We start from the raw sequence: 18,598 nt of genomic DNA on the forward strand, positions 1-18,598 counted from the left end.
TGACGGACGTGCACCATGGCCGATTACGATTACGACCTTCTTACCATCGGCGCCGGTTCCGGCGGCGTCCGGGCGTCGCGGCTGGCCGGGGGATTTGGCGCGCGGGTCGCCGTGGTCGAGGGCAGCCGCATCGGCGGCACCTGCGTCATGCGCGGCTGCGTGCCCAAGAAGCTGTTGGTCTATGGCGCCCAATACGCCAATGATCTGGAAGACATGATCGGCTACGGCTGGTCGATGGGCGGCGTCGCCTTTGATTGGCCAAGCCTGATCACCGCCAAGAACCGCGAGCTTGATCGCCTGGAAGGCGTCTATCGCACGATGCTGCGCAACGGCAACGTCGCCTTGCTCGAGGGGCGGGCCCGCTTCCTCGATGCCCATAGCGTCGATATCGACGGCAAGACCGTCACCGCCGACAAGATCCTGATCGCCGTGGGCGGCTGGCCGCAGATGCCGGTGATTCCGGGCATCGAACACGCCATCACCTCGAACGAGGCGCTTGATCTGATGGTCATGCCCGAACGCCTGACCATCGTTGGCGGCGGCTTCATCGCCGTGGAATTCGCGTCCATCTTCAATGCTCTGGGCGTCGATGTCTCGGTCGTCATCCGCAAGGACAAGATACTGCGCGGCTTTGACGCCGATATCCGCGATACCCTGACCGAGGAATTGGTCCGTCGCGGCATCACCATCGTGCCCGGCACGGTGATCAACCGCATCGACAAGCGCCCGGGCGGCGGCTATCGCCTGATCCGCACCCCGGGCGAGGCCATCGATACGGATCTGGTGATGTATGCCACCGGCCGGGCGCCCAATACCGCCGGCCTGGGGCTGGAGGCGGCGGGGGTCAAGGTCGCGGCCTCGGGGGCGGTGATCGTCGATGAATGGAATCGCACCACTGTCGACACCATCTATGCCATTGGCGACGTCACCGACCGCATCGCCCTGACCCCGGTGGCGATCAACGAGGCGATCGCCTTCGCCCACACCGTGTTCAACGATACGCCCCGGGTGATGGATTACGAGAACGTGGCTTCGGCCGTGTTCAGCCAGCCGCCGGTGGGAACGGTGGGGCTGACCGAGGAGCAGGCCCGCGCCCGGGGTCCGGTGCGCATCTTCCGCACCCGCTTCCGCGCCATGAAGCACGTGCTGGCCGGGCGCGACGAGAAAACGATGATGAAGCTGGTGGTCGATGCCCGCACCGATCGGGTGCTTGGCTGCCACATGGTTGGCGCCGACGCCCCCGAGATCATCCAGGGGCTGGCGGTGGCCTTGAAATGCGGGGCGACCAAGGCCCAGTTCGATGCCACCATCGGCATCCATCCGACCGCCGCCGAGGAATTCGTGACCATGCGCGACCCGGTGCCCGAGCCGGTTTTCGCCCAGCCCGCCGATTAAGGCGCCCGTTAAAGCCCTTGGGCCCTTTCCGTTGGGCGGCCGGTGACCAGCGCCAAGCGGGGGAGGGCGCCGTTTTTTCTGGTCAGGACGAAAGGGCTTCCTTATACCGAAATCAGGCCGTTTCGCCCGATCCGCCCCTTGCGGGGCATGACCGAACCCTTGGGCACCCGCCGGTCCCCGGGGCCACGATGATACAGCAAGGAATGCGCACCATGGCTACCCCCTGGACACCCGAGAGCTGGCGCGCCAAGCCCATCGATCAGGTGCCGGATTACCCGGACGCCGCCCGCTTGACCGATGTCGAGGCCGAACTGGCGAAATATCCGCCGCTGGTCTTCGCCGGCGAGGCCCGCAGCCTGCGCGCCGCCCTGGCCCAGGTTTCGCAGGGCAAGGGATTTCTGCTTCAGGGGGGCGATTGCGCCGAAAGCTTCGCCGAGTTTTCGGCCAATACCATCCGCGACACCTTCCGGGTGATGCTGCAGATGGCGGTGGTGCTGACCTATGGCGCCGCCCTGCCGGTGGTCAAGGTCGGGCGCATGGCCGGCCAGTTCGCCAAGCCGCGCAGCGCGCCTTTGGAAACCATCGATGGCGTCGCCCTGCCCAGTTACCGGGGCGATATGGTCAATGGCATGGAATTCGAGGAAGGGGTCCGCATCCCCGATCCCGAGCGCCTGCTGCGCGTCTATAACCAGTCGGCCAGCACGCTCAACCTGCTGCGCGCCTTCGCCCAGGGCGGCTATGCCGATCTGACCCAGGTCCACCAGTGGAACCTGGATTTCGTTGAGGGCAGCCCGCAGTCCGAACGCTACCGCGCCTTCGCCGACCGCATCGCCGAAACCATCGAATTCATGCGGGCTTGCGGCATCACGCCGGAATCGGTGCCGCAGATGCGCGAGACCGATTTCTACACCAGCCACGAGGCCTTGTTGCTCAACTACGAACAGGCCCTGACCCGCATCGATTCGACCACCGGCAAATGGTACGACTGCTCGGCCCATCTGCTGTGGATCGGCGATCGCACCCGCGATCCCCAGGGCGCCCATGTGGAGTTCCTGCGCGGCGTGGCCAATCCGGTCGGCGTCAAGGCCGGCCCCAGCATGTCGCCCGATGGCCTGCTGGAACTGTGCGACCTGCTCAACCCCTTGAACGAGCCCGGACGTCTCAGTGTCATCGTCCGCATGGGCGCGGGCAAGGTCGAGGCTGGGCTGCCGCCGCTGATCCGCGCCATCGAACGCGAGGGCCGCAAGGTGGTGTGGTCGTGCGACCCGATGCATGGCAACACCATGAAGGCGGGCAGCGGTTTCAAGACCCGCGACTTCAAGAAGATCCTTCAGGAGGTCACCGAGTTCTTCGCCGTGCACCGCGCCGAGGGCACCCATGCCGGCGGCGTGCATTTCGAGATGACGGGCGCCGATGTCACCGAATGCATCGGCGGCGCCCGCGCCGTGACCGAGGCCAGCCTGGGCGATCGCTACCACACCCATTGCGATCCGCGGCTCAACGCCCATCAGGCGCTGGAACTGGCCTTCCTCATCGCCGAATCCCTGAAGACCGAGCGGATGCGTATCCAGGCGGCGACCGTCGCCCGCGCCTCGTAAGCCGAAAAGGACGACACCGTGGCCCCGAAGGAAATATTGGCCAAGTCCTTGACGCAAGGGGCCCCATCGCCCCGCGACGGCGCGGCGATGGACCGGCCGGCCGACCGCTGGCCCAGCGCCATCGACGTGCCGCGCTGGACCGATAAGTATTTTTCGCGCACCGCCGAGGTGGTCCGCCGCTTCGGCGATTCCCAGGTGACCTACGCGGTGTTCATGCGCCGGCCGGTGCTGTTCGCCGCCCGTCTGGCCACCGATTGGCTGCGCGCGGTTTGCGCCGAGCGCGGCACCGAGGTGGTGATCGAGGCGCTTTATAAGGAAGCCGATTGGGTGGGCGCGGGCGAGCCGATGCTGCATCTGACCGGCTCGCTGATCGATCTGTCGGAACTGGAAACCCTGTTCCTTCAGAAGCTTGGTGCCTGCTGCGTGGCCGCCTACAACGCCTATCACATGTGCATGGACCTGCCGCGCGTCGCCTTTTTGGCGATGGACGCCCGCCATTGCGCTGGCACCGAAATGGCCGAACTGATGGCCTATGCGGCGGCGGTCGGCGGCGAGCGGGCGCAGATCAAGGCCGATGCCAAGGGCTTCATCGGCAATGCCACCGATGCCACCGCCCATTATTTCGGTCAGGCCGAGGGTAAGGGCACCATGCCCCACAGCCTGATCGGCTATGCCGGATCGACGGTGCGCGCCGCCGAGATGTTCCACGAAACCCATCCCGATGTCGAATTGGTGGTGCTGGTCGATTACTTCGGCCAGGAAATCACCGATGCCCTGGAAGTCTGCCGGCGCTTTCCCGATCTGGCGGCCGAGGGCCGGCTGGGCGTGCGGCTTGATACCCATGGTGGCCGCTTCATCGAAGGCCTGGATACCCAGACCTCTTATGAGGTGCTCGAACGCAACGCCTCCGACGCCATCCGCGGCTATCGCTCGGAGCCCGAACTGCGCAATCTGATCGGCACCGGCGTTTCCGCCGCCGCCATCTGGCATATGCGCGAAGAGCTTGATCTGGCGGGCTATCCCAAGGTGCGCATCGTCGCCTCCTCGGGGTTCTCGCCGGCGAAATGCCGGGTGATGGCCTATGCCAATACGCCGATCGATGTCATCGGCACCGGCTCGTTCCTGCCCGATAACTGGAACGAGACCTACGCCACCGCCGATATCATCGCCTATGACGGCCTGCCCCGGGTCAAGGTCGGCCGCGAATTCCTGCTTAAGAAGCGCGAGGTCCCGGCGCGCGACCGGGGGTAGGGCCCCGCGGAGGGCCGCAAGGCCCTTCCCCCGGGGGTTCGAAGGGCCAAGGGCCCTTCGCCGAGAGCGCCGAGAGGCGGCGCCTCTCGGCAATTCAACGACAGGCGCCGAAAAGCGGGGACCAAGGTCCCTCTGCGCGGCTAAATCCAGCCGCTTTTAAGCGCCGTCTGAAAAACCAGCACGACGCCAAGCACCAGCAGGAACAGGAAGAACCCGCGACGGAAGCGCGCCGGCGGGATATGGCGGCGGACGATGCCGCCGGCCGCCGTTCCGCTCAGGGCCGCGGCCAGGGCGATCCCCGCGCCGAGGCCAAGGTCGCCGTTCAAGTGGCCGCTTCCACGCAACAGCGCCGCCAGGGCCAGGGTCGATACGGTGAAGGCCAAACCCAGGGCCTGGATCAGGGCGTCGCGCTCCAGCCGCAGGCTTTGCAGATAGGGCACGGTGGGCAGGGTGAACACCCCGGTGGCCGCCGTCAAAAGCCCGGTCAAAAGGCCCGATCCCAGGCCCCAGGTCAGCCGCCACGGGACGCGGACGGGATTGGGCAAAGGCAGGCCGACCAAGCCATACAGGGCGTAAAGCGCCAGCAACAGGCCGACCAGGGCGCTGGCCGCCCCGCCGGCCTTATGGGCGGCCGTGCCGATCACCAGCGCCCCGATCCAGGTGCCAAGGGCGATGCCGGCGATCATCGGTGTCAGCCGGCCGATCAGCATCCGCAGATGGGGGCCGACCACCATCTGCCAGATATTCGTGACAAGCGAAGGCACGACGACCAGGGCGGCGGCCTCGGCCGGCGGCAGGCGCAGGCTCATCAAGCCCATGGCGATCAGCGGCAATCCCAGGCCAAGCAGGCCCTTGACCAAGCCGGCTACCAGGAAGACGACGACGAGAAAGGTGAGATCGAGCGGGTCCATGGCCCATCCTTGACCGCTTTTCCCAAGGCCCGCAATGTGGGATTTGCGAAGAATGGCTTCGTCTTATCCGAAGGCACAAGCCGATGCGGTTCGATCTGATCGATCTGGCGCTGTTCGTTCATGTCGTCGAGGCGGGCAGCCTGACCGCCGGGGCCGGGCGGGCCCATCTGGCGCTGGCTTCGGCCAGCGCGCGGATCAAGGGCATGGAGGACCTGCTTGGCGCGGCGCTGCTCGAGCGCGGCCGACGCGGCGTCAGCCCGACCCCGGCCGGGCGCATGGTGCTCCACCACGCCCGCGTGGTGCTGGACCAGATGGAGCGGCTGCGCGGCGATCTTGGCGGATTTTCCCGGGGCTGGCGCGGGGTGGTGCGGCTGGCGGCCAATACGGCGGCCGTGACCGGGGCTTTGGCCGATGACCTGGGGCCGTTCCTGCGCGACCAGCCGCTGATCGATGTTGATCTCAGCGAACGCACCAGCGCCCGCATCATCGCCGCCCTGGCTGAAGGCGCGGTCGATCTGGGGATCGTGTCGGACGCGGTCGAGGCGGGCGGCCTCCAGGCCCGGCCCTATCGCCGCGACCGGCTGGTGGTGGTGATGGCGCCCGACCATCCTTTGGCCGCTTGCGCGGAGTTGTCCTTCGCCCGGGTCCTGGCCGAGGACGGGGTGGGGCTGGGCGAGGGGGCCGCCCTGCAGGACTATCTGGAGCGTCAGGCCCGGCGCCTTGGCCTCAGCCCCCGGCTGCGGGTGCGGCTGCGCGGCTTCGAGGCGGTCTGCCGCTTGGTCGCCCAGGGGATCGGTCTGGCGGTGATCCCCGAAGACGCCGCCCGGCGGGCGGGAGCGGCGGTGGCACAGGTGCCTTTGGCCGAGCCCTGGGCGACCCGGGTGCTGCTGGTCCGCGCCCGCGATTTCGCGACGCTCGCCCCCCCGGCCCGCCGGCTTGCCGATCATCTTGCTCCGCCCTTCCCTTGACGCTGGGGGGATCGACCCTTAGCCTTTGAGCCTGCCGCTCCGGCCCGGGCCGGGGCATATCGTTCCTTGTGCGGGACCCTCCCTGATGACCGGACCAGCCTCTTCCGAGCGCCTGACCCTGGCGCTCTGCCAGATCAATCCCTGGGTCGGTGACCTGTCGGGCAATCTGGAGCGCCTGCGCGCCGCCCGCGCCGAGGCCGCCCGTTTGGGGGCCGAGCTTGTTCTGGCCACCGAACTGGCCCTGACCGGCTATCCGCCCGAGGATCTGGTGCTGCGCGACAGCTTTATGGCCCAGGCGCGCGAGGTCGTCGCCACCCTGGCCGCCGATACCGCCGATGGCGGGCCGGGCGTCATCGTCGGCGTGCCCTGGCGCAGCGAGGCGGGTGGGCGCCATAACGCGGCGCTGCTGCTTGATAACGGGGCCATCGCCGGCATGGTCTTCAAGCATCATTTGCCCAATTACGGGGTATTCGACGAAAAGCGCGTCTTCGATCCCGGCCCCAAGCCCGCGCCGCTGATCTTTCGCGGCTGGCGGCTGGGGGTGATGATCTGCGAGGACATGTGGTTCCCCGATGTCGCCGCCGCGCTGGTCGCTGGCGGCGCCGAGATCTTGCTGGTGCCCAACGGCTCGCCCTTCGATCTGGAAAAGACCGAGGCCCGCCTTGATCACGCCCGCGCCCGGGTCACCGAAAGCGGCCTGCCCCTGGTCTATGTCAATCAGGTGTGCGGTCAGGACGAACTGGTCTTCGATGGCGCCTCGTTCGTCATGGGGGGCGATGGCGCCTTGCGGATGACGGTGGCCCCCTGGCGCGAGGCGGTAAGCCCGGTGGTCTTTACGCGCAAGGATGGGCGGGTCGATACCCCGGCCCAACCGATCCCGCCGCCGCCGCCGGTCGCCGCCGACATCTATCAGGCGATGGTGCTGGGCCTGCGCGATTATGTGACCAAGAACGGCTTTCCCGGGGTGATCCTGGGTTTGTCGGGCGGCATCGACAGCGCGCTGTCGGCCGCCGTCGCCGTTGACGCCCTGGGGGCGGAGCGGGTGTGGTGCGTGATGATGCCCAGCCCCTATACCAGCGCCGAAAGCCTGGAAGACGCCGCCGCCTGCGCCCGATTGCTTGGCACCCGGCTTGACACCATCGATATCGGCCCGGCGATGGCGGCCTTTGGCGCCATGTTGGAGCCCCATTTCGCCGGGCGCGCCGCCGATATCACCGAAGAGAACCTGCAATCCCGGGCCCGGGGCCTGACCTTGATGGCGCTGTCGAATAAATTCGGCCCGATGGTGTTGTCGACGGGCAATAAATCCGAGATGAGCGTTGGCTATGCTACGCTCTATGGCGATATGTGCGGCGGCTATTCGGTGCTCAAGGACGTTTACAAAACCGCTGTCTTCGCCGTGTCGCGCTGGCGCAACGCCAACCATCCCGAGGGCGCCCTGGGGCCCGAGGGTCCGGTGATGCCCGAGCGGGTGATCACCAAGGCGCCCAGCGCCGAGCTGCGCCCCGATCAGAAGGACGAGGACAGCCTGCCGCCCTATGTCGATCTTGATCGCGTGCTTCATCTGCTGATCGAGGAGCAGCGCGGCATCGCCGCCGCCACCGCCGAAAGCGGTTTGCCGCGGCCTTTGGTCGAGCGGGTGTGGACGCTGCTGCAACGGGCGGAGTACAAACGCCGCCAAGCCCCGCCGGGCGTCAAGATCAGCGCGCTTGCTTTCGGCCGCGACCGCCGCTATCCGATCACCCACGCCTACGGCGGTTAAGCCGGGGCGTTCCCGGGCCATCAAGGAACCGTCATGTCGTCCGTTCTCGTGCGTTTCGCCCCCAGCCCCACCGGCCGGTTGCACCTGGGCAATGCCCGCGTCGCCGTTCTGAACTGGTTGTTCGCCCATGCCCATGGCGGGGCGATGGTGCTGCGTCTGGATGATACGGATATCGCGCGCGGCACCGCCGAATTCGCCCAGGCGATCCGCGATGATCTGCTTTGGCTTGGCCTGACCTGGACGCGCGAGGAAAGCCAACTGGCCCGCGCCGCCCGCCATGCCGAGGCCGTTGACCAACTGAAGGCGGCCGGCCGGCTCTATGCCTGCTATGAGACCCCCGAAGAGCTGGAATACCGCCGCCGCCGCCAGCGCGCCCAGGGGCTGCCGCCGATCTATGACCGCGCCGGTCTGGCTTTGAGCGCGGCCGAGCGCGCCGCCCTGGAGGCCGAGGGCCGCAAGCCCCATTGGCGCTTCCGCCTTGATCACGAGGAGACCTCGTGGCTGGATCTGGCGCGCGGCCCCTGCCATGCCCATGGCGGCCATTTGTCCGACCCGGTGCTGGTGCGCGAGGATGGCAGCCTGCTCTACACCCTGCCGTCGGTGGTCGATGACATCGATTTCGCCATCAGCCATGTCATTCGCGGCGAGGATCATGTGGTCAATACGGCGGTGCAGATCCAGATCTGCCGGGCCTTGGGGGCCGAGCCGCCGCACTACGCCCATCTGCCGCTGGTGCTGACCGCCGAGGGCGGCGGGCTGTCCAAGCGCGACAACGCCCTGTCGCTGGGCGATCTGCGGGCGCAAGGCATCGAGCCCGCCGCGATCAACGCCCTGCTCGCCGCCCTGGGCACCGCCGAGGCGCCCGATCCCCTGAAGTCGTTGGATGAGCTGGCCCAGGGCTTTCGCCTGGATGCCTTTGGCCGCGCCGCGCCGCGCCTGGATCCGGCCGATCTCGTGCGGCTGTCCGCGCGGATCTACCACGCCCTGTCGCCAAGCGAGGCGCGGGCGCGCGGCATCGCCGTGTCCGATGCCCTGTGGCTGGCCCTGCGCGCCAATCTGACCACGCTGTCCGACCTTGACGAGTTGCTGCCCGTCGTCGAAGGCGAAATCACGCCGCTGATCGCCGAGGAAGACCGGGCGATGATCGATGAAGCCGCCCGCCTGCTGCCCGAGACGCCGTGGGACGCCACCACCTGGGCGACCTGGACGGCGGCGGTCAAGACCGCGACCGGGCGCAAGGGCAAGGGGCTGTTCATGCCGCTGCGCCGGGCGTTGACCGGCGTTGACCATGGCCCGGAACTGGCCGCGCTGCTGCCGCTGATCGGGCGCGACAAGGCCCTTGCCCGGCTGCGTGGCGAAAAGGCATAACCCGGGGCGATCGACAAGTCCCCGCCCGGTTCGAGCCGGGAAGCAAGGAACCGAGACCGGTGACGCTTCATATCCATAACACCATGACCCGCACCAAGGAGGTTTTCGAACCTCTCGATCCCGGCCATGTGCGGCTCTATGTCTGCGGTCCAACGGTTTATGACCGGGCCCATATCGGCAATGCCCGGCCGGTCATCGTTTTCGATCTGCTGGCCCGCTTGCTGCGCCGGCTTTATCCCCAGGTCACCTACGTTCGCAACATCACCGACGTTGACGACAAGATCAACGCCCGCGCCAGCGCCAGCGGCCGCACCATCGGCGAGATCACCGAGGAGACCACCCGGCTGTTCCACGAGGATATGGCCGAATTGGGCGCGCTGCCCCCCGATGTCGAACCGCGCGCCACCGCCCATATCGCCGATATGGTGGCGATGATCGAGCGGCTGATCGCCAAGGGCCACGCCTATGAGGCCGAGGGCCATGTGCTGTTCAGCGTGCCGAGCATGGGCGCCTATGGCTCGCTGTCGGGCCGGTCGATGGACGACATGATCGCCGGAGCCCGGGTCGAGGTGGCGCCCTATAAGCGCGATCCCGCCGATTTCGTGCTGTGGAAGCCCTCGGACGCCAGCCTACCCGGCTGGGACAGCCCCTGGGGGCGCGGCCGGCCGGGCTGGCATATCGAATGCTCGGCGATGTCGTCGCGCTATCTGGGGCCGTCGTTCGATATTCACGGCGGCGGCTTGGATCTGATCTTCCCCCATCACGAAAACGAGATCGCCCAAAGCGTCTGCTGCAATGGTCCGGGAACCTTCGCCCGCTACTGGATGCACAACGGCTATCTGATGGTCGAAGGCGAGAAGATGTCCAAATCCCTGGGCAACTTCGTCACCGTGCGCGACCTGCTTGATCAGGCGCCGGGCGAGGCCATGCGGCTGGCCATGCTCGGCACCCATTACCGCCAGCCCTTCGACTGGACGGCCGAGGGGCTGGAGCAGGCGCGGCGCGGCCTGGATCGCCTCTATTCGGCGCTGCGCCGGGTCGCCGGGATCGCCGCCTCGCCGGCCGAGGTTCCCGAAGGGGTGATGGCCGCGCTTTGTGATGATCTTAATACCCCCAAGGCCCTGGCCGAGGTCTACGACCTGCTCGGCGTCCTCAACCGGGCGACCACCACCGAAGAGCAGGCGAAGGCCAAGGGTGCCCTGCTGGCGGCGGGCGCGCTTCTCGGCCTGTTCCAGGCCGATCCCGAGGTTTGGTTGTGCGGGGCGGGGACCGGCGAGGAGGAGGGGCTGGCCGCCCGCGTCGAAGATCTGATCTGTCAGCGCAAGGCCGCCCGCCAGGCCCGCGACTTCGCCCGCGCCGATGCCATCCGCGACGAACTGACCCAGGCCGGGATCGTGCTGGAAGACGGACCGAACGGCACCACTTGGCGAAAAGCCTAAGCTGCGGACTCCTTCTTTTCGCGGGAAGATGATAGCCTGATCCATCCTTAGGGCTACACCGCTTGGGCGGTGTGGCCGGATCGGGAGGATCGGATGGCCCGCGCGACGCAAGACAAAACCCTGATGGCTTCCCCGGCGCCGGCCGGCCTTCCCGACGGTCGGATGGTGCGCGTGCGCGAGGCCGGTCCCGATCTGGCCGGGGTGGACGAGGCGAGCTTCGGCTTTTCCGGCCGGCCGGCGGCCCTCGCCCTGGCCTTCGTGTCCCCCCATCTTGATTTCGCCGAGGTTCTGGAGGGGCTGCGCCGCCTTGCCGGACCGACGCCGCTGATCGGGGTTTCGTCCTTTGGCGGCCTTTGCGCCTCGTGCCCCGGGGGCGGGCTCTATCGCTCGGCCGGGCCGGAGGCTCCGGGCATCATTCTTCAGGTGTTCTCGGCCGAGGTGATCGGTACGGTCAGCATTCAGTCGGTTTTTCTGCACAATGCCGACATCCGCGGCGAGCAACCCAGCCTTGAACGCGACACGCGGGTGGCCAGGATCGGCGCCGATCTGGCAGAGATCGCCTTGCCCTTCGCCCTTGATGCCCGCGACAGTCTGGCGCTGACCTTTGTCGATGGCCTGTCGGCCTGCGAAAACTACCTGATGGAAGCCATCTACGAGAGCGCGCGCTTTCCCTGTCTGTTCGTCGGCGGCTCGGCGGCCGGCACCCTTGAGTTCCGTCACACCTATTTGTTCGACGGCCAGCGGGTTCTGGAAGACCACGCGGTGCTGGTTTTCATCAAGCTGGCCCCGGGCAAGCGCTACGGCATCTTGAAAAGTCAGAACTTCGTCAAATCCGGCGTGGCCTTTTCGGTGGTCGAGGCCGATGCCGATCGGCGGACCGTCACCTCGGTCCTTGATGAAGCCACCGGCGCCGTGCGTCCGTTCATCGAGGTGTTGGCCGAAACCCTGGGCACCCTTCCCGAAGGGGTGGGCGACAGGCTGATCGGCCATACCTTCGGCATCGAGGTCAGCAAGGAATTATTCGTGCGCTCGGTCTCGCGCATCGATCTGGCGGCGGGAACGGTGTCGTTCTTTTGCGACGTCAATCGCGGCGACCGGCTTGAATTGCTCGACGCCACCGATTTCGTCGAACAGACGCGGCGCGATGTCGTTGATTTCCTGCGCGACAAGCCCCCGCCGCTGGGGGTTCTGCTCAACGACTGCATCTTGCGCCGCCTCAACAACGAACCGGCCCTGGCCGGTCTCAATGACCTGTGGCTGACCGAGACGGCGGGGTTTTCGACCTTTGGCGAGCTGCTCGGCATCAATATCAATCAGACCCTGACGGCGGTCGCCTTTTTCGACGATCCCGACGGCGCCTTCCATGATTCCTTCGTCGATGGCTTTCCCCTGCATTACGCCAGCTATTGCAGCTATTTCACCCTGACCCGGCTGCACCGCCTGGAAAGTGTCGCCCGGCTGCGCGCCGATATGACCACCCGGCTGATCCACCATCTGGGCGCCAGCCCCGATCTCGCCGCGCTGATCGAGGGCATGGTCGATTCCTCGCCCGATGTCGGGGCGATGCTAAGCGGGATCCGCGCCGCCATCGCCCGCGATCTCGCCGCCGAGGAACGGGTCCGTCAGGCCGAACGCCAGCTTAAGGAGGCGATCGAGACGATCAACGACGGCTTCGCCTTTTATGACGCCGACGACCGTCTGGTGATCTGCAACGCCCAATACCGCACCACCTTCGCCGGGGCCGAAGACGCGATCGAGCCCGGCAACACCTTTGGCGACATCGTGCGCGACATCGCCGCGCGTGGGGTGTTTTGCCAGGAGGGCGCCGATCTGGAACGCTTCGTCGCCGAGAGGCTGGCCGAGCATCGGGCGCCCACCGGGCGTGGCCAGCTCCACCGGGTGAGCGATGGCCATTGGATCGTCAGCAAGGAATTCCGCATGCCCGGCGGCGGGGTGGTGGCCACGCGCACCGATGTCAGCGAACTCAAGCGCCGCGAGGAGGAGGTCGAGGCGCTGAAGCGGCGCTATGAGCTGATCTTGCGCTCGGCCGGCGACGGCATCGTCGGCATCGATCGGGATGAAACCATCATCTTCGCCAATCAGGCCGCCGGAGCGATGTTGGGCCGCCCCGCCGAGACCCTGATCGGCTGCCCGTACCGGCCGGTGCTGAGCGGCGGGGTCGAGGCCCCCTTCCTGCCGGCCTTTCCCCTGCTTGGGGAAACCGGCCTGACCGGCGAGGGGGTGTTCCTGCGCGATGGCGGAACCGATTTCATCGCCGAATTCATGTTGGCGCCGATCCGCGAAACCGCCACCTTCGAAGGCGCCGTGCTGGTCTTTCGCGATATCTCGCTGCGCAAGCATTACGAGGCCGGGATCGTCGACCAGCAGCGCCGGCTTGAGGAAGAGGTCGCCGAGCGCACCTTCAAGCTCTCGGCCGAAATCAGCATGCGGTCGCGGGTGGAAAACGTTCTGCGCGATAGCCAGGGACGCATGCGGGCGATCGCCGCCAGCCTGTTTGAGGGCGTTCTGTTGATTGATGCCCATGGCATCATCGTATTTGCCAATAAATCCGCCTATCGCTGGCTGGAAACCGTTGATCTGGTCGATCATGAACTCGACGAGGTGCTGAAGCTGCGCGGGACGGGGCGGTTGATCGATTTCGCCGAGGGGCCCTTCCGCCGGGTCATCGACAGCGGCGAGACGCTGATCGACGATGACGCCGCCTTCGTTGTCGGCTCTGGCCATGTGGTGAGCGTCGCCTATGCGGCCTCGCCGCTGGAGGAGGGCGGCAAGCGGCGGATCGCCGTTTTGTCGTTCCGCAGCATCGACGCCCTCAAGGAAGCCCAGCGCGAGGCGCTGCAGGCCTCGCGATTGGCCAGCGTCGGTCAGCTCGCCGCCGGCATCGCCCATGAGATCAACACCCCCATCCAATATATCGGCGATAATCTGCGCTTCATCGAAGGGGCCTTGGGCGAATTGGGCGGGGTGCTGGCCGATCTGCGGGCCCTGGCGGCGCGCGGCGGATTGGAAGCCGAGGCCGATGGCTGTTTCGCCGCCAAGGATATCGCCTATCTGATGGAGGAATTGCCGCTGGCGGCCACCCAATCGCTTCAGGGCGTCGATCATGTCGCCCATATCGTGCGCTCGATGAAGGAATTCTCCCACCCGGGGACCACGGCCAAGGTGGCGACCGATATCAATCGCGCCATCGACAGCACCCTGACCGTCTCGCGCAATGAATGGAAGCAATTGGCCCAGGTCGAGACCGACCTGGATGACGATTTGCCGCTGATCTTGTGCTTCGCCGCCGAGATCAATCAGGTGCTTCTCAACCTGATCGTCAATGCCGCCCATGCCATCGAGACCGTGCGCGCCGAGGGCCAGCTTGGCACCATCCGCATCGCCACCCGCGGCGAGGCCGAATGCATCGAAATCCGCATCACCGACAGCGGTCCCGGGGTGCCGCCAGCCATCCGCGACAAGATCTTCGATCCCTTTTTCACCACCAAATCGGTGGGCAAGGGAACGGGGCAGGGGCTTTCCATCTGCCGCGACGTGGTGGTGACCAAGCACGGCGGAAAAATGTACCTCGATACCAGCGTTGCCCCGGGCGCCTGTTTCGTCGTCCGCTTGCCGATCGGCAACGCGGAATAAGTCTTTTATATAGGGAAAAGGCTGTATCTTATCAGCCGTAAGGTCGCTAAAATAATCCCTTCGCCGGAAGACGGACCGGGCCGCCCTGTATCATCAAGGGGAAACACGGCGTCATGATGCAGACCATTTTGTTCGTGGACGACGATATCAATCTTTTGCAGGCCCTTCAGCGGATGCTGCGTGGTTATCGCGCCGAATGGGAGATGGTTTTCGTCGACGACCCGCGCAAGGCTCTCGCCCTGCTGGCGACCAGACGGTTCGATGTGGTGGTTTCCGATATGCGGATGCCCGATCTTGACGGCGCCCAATTGCTGTCGGAGGTCGAGCGCCTGCATCCGGGCACCGTGCGGGTGATCTTGTCGGGCTATGCCGAGGAAAGCAGCCTGTTTCGCAGTGTCGGTCCCGCCCACCAGTATCTGTCCAAGCCCTGCGATCCCGAAGCCATCCTCGCCCTGATGGCGCGAAGCTGGCGGTTGCGCGAGATTCTGGCCGATCCGGCCCTGCGCGACTTGGCGGCCAGCTTGCGGACCTTGCCCTCGCCGCCCGATCTCTATCTGCGGCTGACGGCGGCGATGGCCGATCCGGCGGTCAATACCTCGACCATCGCCCGGATGATCGCCGAAGACATGGCGATGACCGCCGAACTGCTCAAAATCACCAATTCCTCGTATTTCGCCTTGCCCTCGCGCATTACCACCGCCGCCCAGGCGGTACGCCTGCTGGGGTTGGAAACCGTCTGCGTTCTGGTTCTTCACGCCGGAATCTTCCGCCAATTCCAGGGGCATCCCGGTCTTGGCGAGATCTTGCGGGCCCTGAGCGGCCATGGAGTCGCCAAAGGCCTGCTCGCCCAGAAGCTGGCGGCCGAGGACGGGGCCGACGAGGCCGTGCGCGCCCAGGCCCATTGCGCGGGCATGATGGCCGATATCGGCGCCCTGGTTTTGCTTGATGCCTATCCCGACGCCTTTCAAACGATGATCGCCAAGGCGGGGCGGGGGAAACTCGAGGCGGTCGAACGGGCGGCCTTTGGCGCCAGCCATGCCCAATTGGGGGCGTTCATCCTGGGGCTTTGGGGCTTTCCCGATCCGGTGATCGAAGCGGTGCTCTATCAATGGCATCCCTCGCAGTGCCTGAACCAGGGGCGCGGCGCGCTTAGCTATGTTCATCTGGCCTGTGTGCGCGGCAATGCCTCCCCCCTTGGTCCGCCCGGGATGGGAGAATGCGATCTTGATGCCGATTATGCCGCGCGCCTTGGCCTGGACCACAGTCCCTGTGTTCGATAGGCGGGAGGCGAGCGGGGGGACTCTTGAGTTGAAATCAAAGGATTGACTCGCAGTCCGCCGCTTTGGGGGCGGCGAGCCGTCAGGGAGACGCGGAGTGAGCGATACCGTCTTGATCATCGACGACGACGCCAATCTGCTTTCGGCGATGAAACGCCAGCTGCGGGGTCGTTTCGCCGTGACCACCGCCCAAAGCGGCGAAGAGGCCCTCGGCCTGCTTGGCGCCGGCGAGGCGCCGGCGGTGGTGTTGTGCGACATGCGCATGGGTGGCATGAACGGGGTGGAAACCCTGCGCAAGGTCCGCGACCTCGCGCCCGATACGGTGCGCATGATGTTGACGGGCAATGCCGACACCCAGACGGCGATCGACGCCATCAACGAAGGCAACATCTTCCGCTTCTTTTCCAAGCCTTGCACCCCGCAAGTGCTGGAAGCCGGGCTGGAAGCGGCGGTGGCCCAGTATCGTCTGGTGACCGCCGAACGCGACCTGCTGGAAAAGACCCTGTCGGGCAGCATCCGGGTATTGATGGATATGCTGGCGCTGACCTATCCCCGGGGCTATGCCCGGGCCGCCCGCCTGCGCGGCTGGGTGCGCAAGATGACGCGCGACAACAACATGCCCCACCGCTGGCAGCTTGATATCGCCTCGATGCTCGCCCCGCTCGGCCTTGTCGCCCTACCCGAGGCGGTGCTGGCCAAGCTGCACCGCCGCGAGCCCTTGAGCGATGAGGAAAGGGCGATGGTCGAACGCAGCCCCGAGGCGGCGCGCAATGTCATCAACCATATCCCCCGCCTCCAGGGGGTGGCCGAGATCGTTTATTTGCAAAACCGCGGCTTTGACGGCAGCGGCTTTCCCCCCGAAGGGCCGAGCGGGGTGGATATCCCCTTTGATTCGCGCCTGCTGCGCATCTTGAACGATCTGGGCGACGTGGTTGGCGACTCGGTGCCGCTGGCCGGTCATTTCGCCGAATTGGAGGCCAATGCCCGGTGGTATGACGGGGCCTTGCTGCGCAAGGTACGGCTGTGTCTGGAAGCGCCGGCCGGCAAGGGGATCAAGCCGGCCTTCCGCAAGCTTTCGACCGATACGTTGATCGCCGGCATGGTGGTGTCGGACGATGTGGTCGGAGAGGGCGGGCGCTTGCTGCTGGCGGCCTTGACGCCGGTTTCCGAGGCCCATATCGAGCGCCTGCGCAACCTCGCCCGCCTGCGGGTGATCGCCGATGCCATCCCGATCATCGTCGATGAACGCGGTCAGCCCAAAGTGGGATGAGGGCGGCGTGTCGTGTTACGATGCCGCTTGGCCCGGTGTGGGGATAAGGATGGTCCACACCGTGCCCTGATCGGACACCACCGTGGCGCTGGCGCCGATCTGTTCGATCAGACGGCGCACCAAACCGACCCCATGACGCTTGGTTCCCCCATTGATCGAGAAGCCCTTGCCATTGTCGGCGATGGTCAGGATGGCCCGCGCGTCCTCGGAGTCCTGCTTGAGGGCGCTGACGGTGATCGTGCCCCGGCCATCGGGAAAGGCGTGGTCATAGGCGTTGGCCACCAGTTCGGCGACGGCCAGCCCCAAGGCGGTGACCACGTCGAGATCCAGGGAGAGCGAGTCGCTGGTGCAGGTCAGGGAGATTTCGTCGTTCGCCGAGCCCTGAATATCGGCGAGGCTGGCGCAAAGCGACTTCAGATAGCTGCCGAAATCGGTTGTGCGGGTCATTTCCCGGCCCAGAAGATGGTCATAGACTTGGGCCAGGGTGAAAACCCGACGGGCGATAGCCGAGAGACCCTTTCTTTCAAAGGGATCCACCGTGTCGCCCAATTGTTTGCTGAGCATCGCATAGACAAGTTGAAGGTTGTTTTTCACTCGATGCTGAAGTTCTTCGGCCAAGGTGTTTTTTTGTTCAAGAAGGCGATCTTTTTCTTCGACCAGAATCCGCATCTGATTAACGGACTCATTTAAAACCTGGGTGCGAGTCGAGGTGGCGACGGCTTCGGCCAGGACATTGGCGAAGCCGGTCAGGAAATCGATGTCGTGCTGGTCGTAATCATGGTGCTGGTCGTTATCGATTTCCAATACGCCATAGGGCAGGTCGTCGCCTTTGATCAGGACATCGATCGTCGAAACCACGCCGTGCTCGGCATAGAAACTCGGCAATTCGAAATCGACCTCGCGGCTTACATCGTCACAGATCGACGGGTTCCCGGTGATGAAGGCCCGGCCCTGGGGGGAGGTGAGGTCGGCGCGCGAGACGACATGGCCGACGACGCCGGGATTCCAGCCGTATCCGGCGACGACAAGCAGATCGTTCTCGGCGGCGCGATAGCGGCAGACCTTGCAAAAAGGAACGCTCAACCCCTCGGCACAAAGCCGCGCGGCTTCCGTCAGGATCACCATCAGGTCGGGTTCGCGAAGGGCGAAATTTCCGAAGTGCGCGATCGCTGCCTGCTGGCTGATAAGCTTGTGAAGTTCGGCTGTCGTCTCATCCAAGATCGGTGTCCTGCGGGGCGGGAAGGGGGGAGGGCAAAAGAAAGAACCCCGGAGGAAATGGCAGGGACGCCCGGCCGCTGGTCACCATCTCGCTGACGATTTCCAGGCCGCGCAGCAGATCCTGCGAGCGGAAGGGCTTGGCAAGGCAGGCCTCGCCGGTGATCGCCCGCTCTTTGACCTGGGCGACATTGCCGCTGGCATAAAGAACGCCGATCCGGCCAAGGGCGCTGAGTTCGTTGGCGACATCGGTGCCAAATCCGCCATAGGCCAGCCGCAGATCGATCAGGGCGAGGTCGGGGTGATGGCGCCGGCCGATGTCGATCGCCTCGCCCACGGTGCGGGCGATGCCACACACCTCATAGCCGTTTTCCACGAGCACCTCCTCGGCCATGTCGGCGATCATTAATTCGTCCTCGGCGATCAGAACCTTGGTCATATCGAGACCTTTCCTTGGGGCGCTCCGCGTTCTGGAAACGATTGCCGATGT

Annotated in this window: 13 protein-coding genes; 10 read left to right on the forward strand and 3 right to left on the reverse strand. The window is 65.9% G+C overall.

The window, feature by feature from the left end:
* Nucleotides 1-15 precede the first annotated feature (15 nt).
* The 3 genes from gor (at nucleotide 16) to RRU_RS03570 (ending at nucleotide 4,244) form a co-directional block, all read left to right on the forward strand.
* Entirely contained in the window at nucleotides 16-1,395 is a 1,380-nt protein-coding gene (gene gor / locus RRU_RS03560; RefSeq protein WP_011388440.1) for a glutathione-disulfide reductase, read from the forward strand.
* Nucleotides 1,396-1,607: 212 nt separating this feature from the next.
* On the forward strand, nucleotides 1,608-2,993 hold the full coding sequence (locus RRU_RS03565; protein WP_011388441.1) for a class II 3-deoxy-7-phosphoheptulonate synthase: 1,386 nt from the start codon (nucleotides 1,608-1,610) through the stop codon (nucleotides 2,991-2,993).
* Nucleotides 2,994-3,080: 87 nt separating this feature from the next.
* Nucleotides 3,081-4,244, forward strand: a complete 1,164-nt coding sequence (locus RRU_RS03570; RefSeq protein WP_042440341.1) for a nicotinate phosphoribosyltransferase — start codon at nucleotides 3,081-3,083, stop codon at nucleotides 4,242-4,244.
* Between the two features lie 140 nt (nucleotides 4,245-4,384).
* Here the strand turns inward: RRU_RS03570 and RRU_RS03575 are convergent, their stop codons facing one another.
* Nucleotides 4,385-5,155 carry a TSUP family transporter gene (locus tag RRU_RS03575; RefSeq protein ID WP_011388443.1) on the reverse strand — a complete coding sequence of 257 codons (771 nt, stop codon included), beginning with the start codon at nucleotides 5,153-5,155 and terminating at the stop codon, nucleotides 4,385-4,387.
* An 83-nt stretch (nucleotides 5,156-5,238) separates the two neighbouring features.
* Here RRU_RS03575 and RRU_RS03580 point away from each other — a divergent pair, with 83 nt between their 5' ends.
* The 7 genes from RRU_RS03580 (at nucleotide 5,239) to RRU_RS03610 (ending at nucleotide 16,893) form a co-directional block, all read left to right on the forward strand.
* Nucleotides 5,239-6,123 (forward strand): LysR substrate-binding domain-containing protein, encoded by an 885-nt coding sequence (locus RRU_RS03580; protein ID WP_011388444.1) that lies wholly within the window; start codon nucleotides 5,239-5,241, stop codon nucleotides 6,121-6,123.
* Between the two features lie 85 nt (nucleotides 6,124-6,208).
* Nucleotides 6,209-7,885 (forward strand): NAD+ synthase, encoded by a 1,677-nt coding sequence (locus RRU_RS03585; RefSeq protein ID WP_011388445.1) that lies wholly within the window; start codon nucleotides 6,209-6,211, stop codon nucleotides 7,883-7,885.
* Nucleotides 7,886-7,918: 33 nt separating this feature from the next.
* Nucleotides 7,919-9,253, forward strand: a complete 1,335-nt coding sequence (gene gltX, locus RRU_RS03590; RefSeq protein ID WP_011388446.1) for a glutamate--tRNA ligase — start codon at nucleotides 7,919-7,921, stop codon at nucleotides 9,251-9,253.
* Between the two features lie 59 nt (nucleotides 9,254-9,312).
* A complete protein-coding gene (gene cysS / locus RRU_RS03595; RefSeq protein ID WP_011388447.1) occupies nucleotides 9,313-10,692 on the forward strand; it encodes a cysteine--tRNA ligase in 1,380 nt (459 codons plus the stop codon).
* 93 nt (nucleotides 10,693-10,785) lie between these two features.
* Nucleotides 10,786-14,346 (forward strand): FIST N-terminal domain-containing protein, encoded by a 3,561-nt coding sequence (locus RRU_RS03600; RefSeq protein ID WP_011388448.1) that lies wholly within the window; start codon nucleotides 10,786-10,788, stop codon nucleotides 14,344-14,346.
* A gap of 113 nt (nucleotides 14,347-14,459) precedes the next feature.
* A complete protein-coding gene (locus RRU_RS03605) occupies nucleotides 14,460-15,626 on the forward strand; it encodes a response regulator (RefSeq protein ID WP_011388449.1) in 1,167 nt (388 codons plus the stop codon).
* 94 nt (nucleotides 15,627-15,720) lie between these two features.
* Nucleotides 15,721-16,893, forward strand: coding sequence for an HD domain-containing phosphohydrolase (locus tag RRU_RS03610; RefSeq protein WP_011388450.1), 1,173 nt, complete (start codon nucleotides 15,721-15,723; stop codon nucleotides 16,891-16,893).
* Between the two features lie 15 nt (nucleotides 16,894-16,908).
* Here the strand turns inward: RRU_RS03610 and RRU_RS03615 are convergent, their stop codons facing one another.
* On the reverse strand, nucleotides 16,909-18,111 hold the full coding sequence (locus RRU_RS03615; RefSeq protein ID WP_011388451.1) for a histidine kinase dimerization/phosphoacceptor domain -containing protein: 1,203 nt from the start codon (nucleotides 18,109-18,111) through the stop codon (nucleotides 16,909-16,911).
* The gene (locus RRU_RS03620; protein ID WP_011388452.1) at nucleotides 18,104-18,547 is read right to left on the reverse strand and encodes a response regulator; all 444 of its coding nucleotides are present in this window, start codon (nucleotides 18,545-18,547) and stop codon (nucleotides 18,104-18,106) included. Before RRU_RS03620 ends, RRU_RS03615 begins: the two co-directional genes overlap by 8 nt.
* Nucleotides 18,548-18,598 lie beyond the last annotated feature (51 nt).

It is taken from the genome of Rhodospirillum rubrum ATCC 11170 (genome assembly GCF_000013085.1).
GTDB classification, from domain to species: domain Bacteria; phylum Pseudomonadota; class Alphaproteobacteria; order Rhodospirillales; family Rhodospirillaceae; genus Rhodospirillum; species Rhodospirillum rubrum.

Coding starts and splice junctions, on each gene's coding strand:
- gor (WP_011388440.1), top strand. CDS start 16: ATGGCCGATTACGATTACGACCTTCTTACCATCGGCGCCGGTTCCGGC.
- RRU_RS03565 (WP_011388441.1), top strand. CDS start 1,608: ATGGCTACCCCCTGGACACCCGAGAGCTGGCGCGCCAAGCCCATCGAT.
- RRU_RS03570 (WP_042440341.1), top strand. CDS start 3,081: ATGGACCGGCCGGCCGACCGCTGGCCCAGCGCCATCGACGTGCCGCGC.
- RRU_RS03575 (WP_011388443.1), bottom strand. CDS start 5,155: ATGGACCCGCTCGATCTCACCTTTCTCGTCGTCGTCTTCCTGGTAGCC.
- RRU_RS03580 (WP_011388444.1), top strand. CDS start 5,239: ATGCGGTTCGATCTGATCGATCTGGCGCTGTTCGTTCATGTCGTCGAG.
- RRU_RS03585 (WP_011388445.1), top strand. CDS start 6,209: ATGACCGGACCAGCCTCTTCCGAGCGCCTGACCCTGGCGCTCTGCCAG.
- gltX (WP_011388446.1), top strand. CDS start 7,919: ATGTCGTCCGTTCTCGTGCGTTTCGCCCCCAGCCCCACCGGCCGGTTG.
- RRU_RS03600 (WP_011388448.1), top strand. CDS start 10,786: ATGGCCCGCGCGACGCAAGACAAAACCCTGATGGCTTCCCCGGCGCCG.
- RRU_RS03605 (WP_011388449.1), top strand. CDS start 14,460: ATGATGCAGACCATTTTGTTCGTGGACGACGATATCAATCTTTTGCAG.
- RRU_RS03620 (WP_011388452.1), bottom strand. CDS start 18,547: ATGACCAAGGTTCTGATCGCCGAGGACGAATTAATGATCGCCGACATG.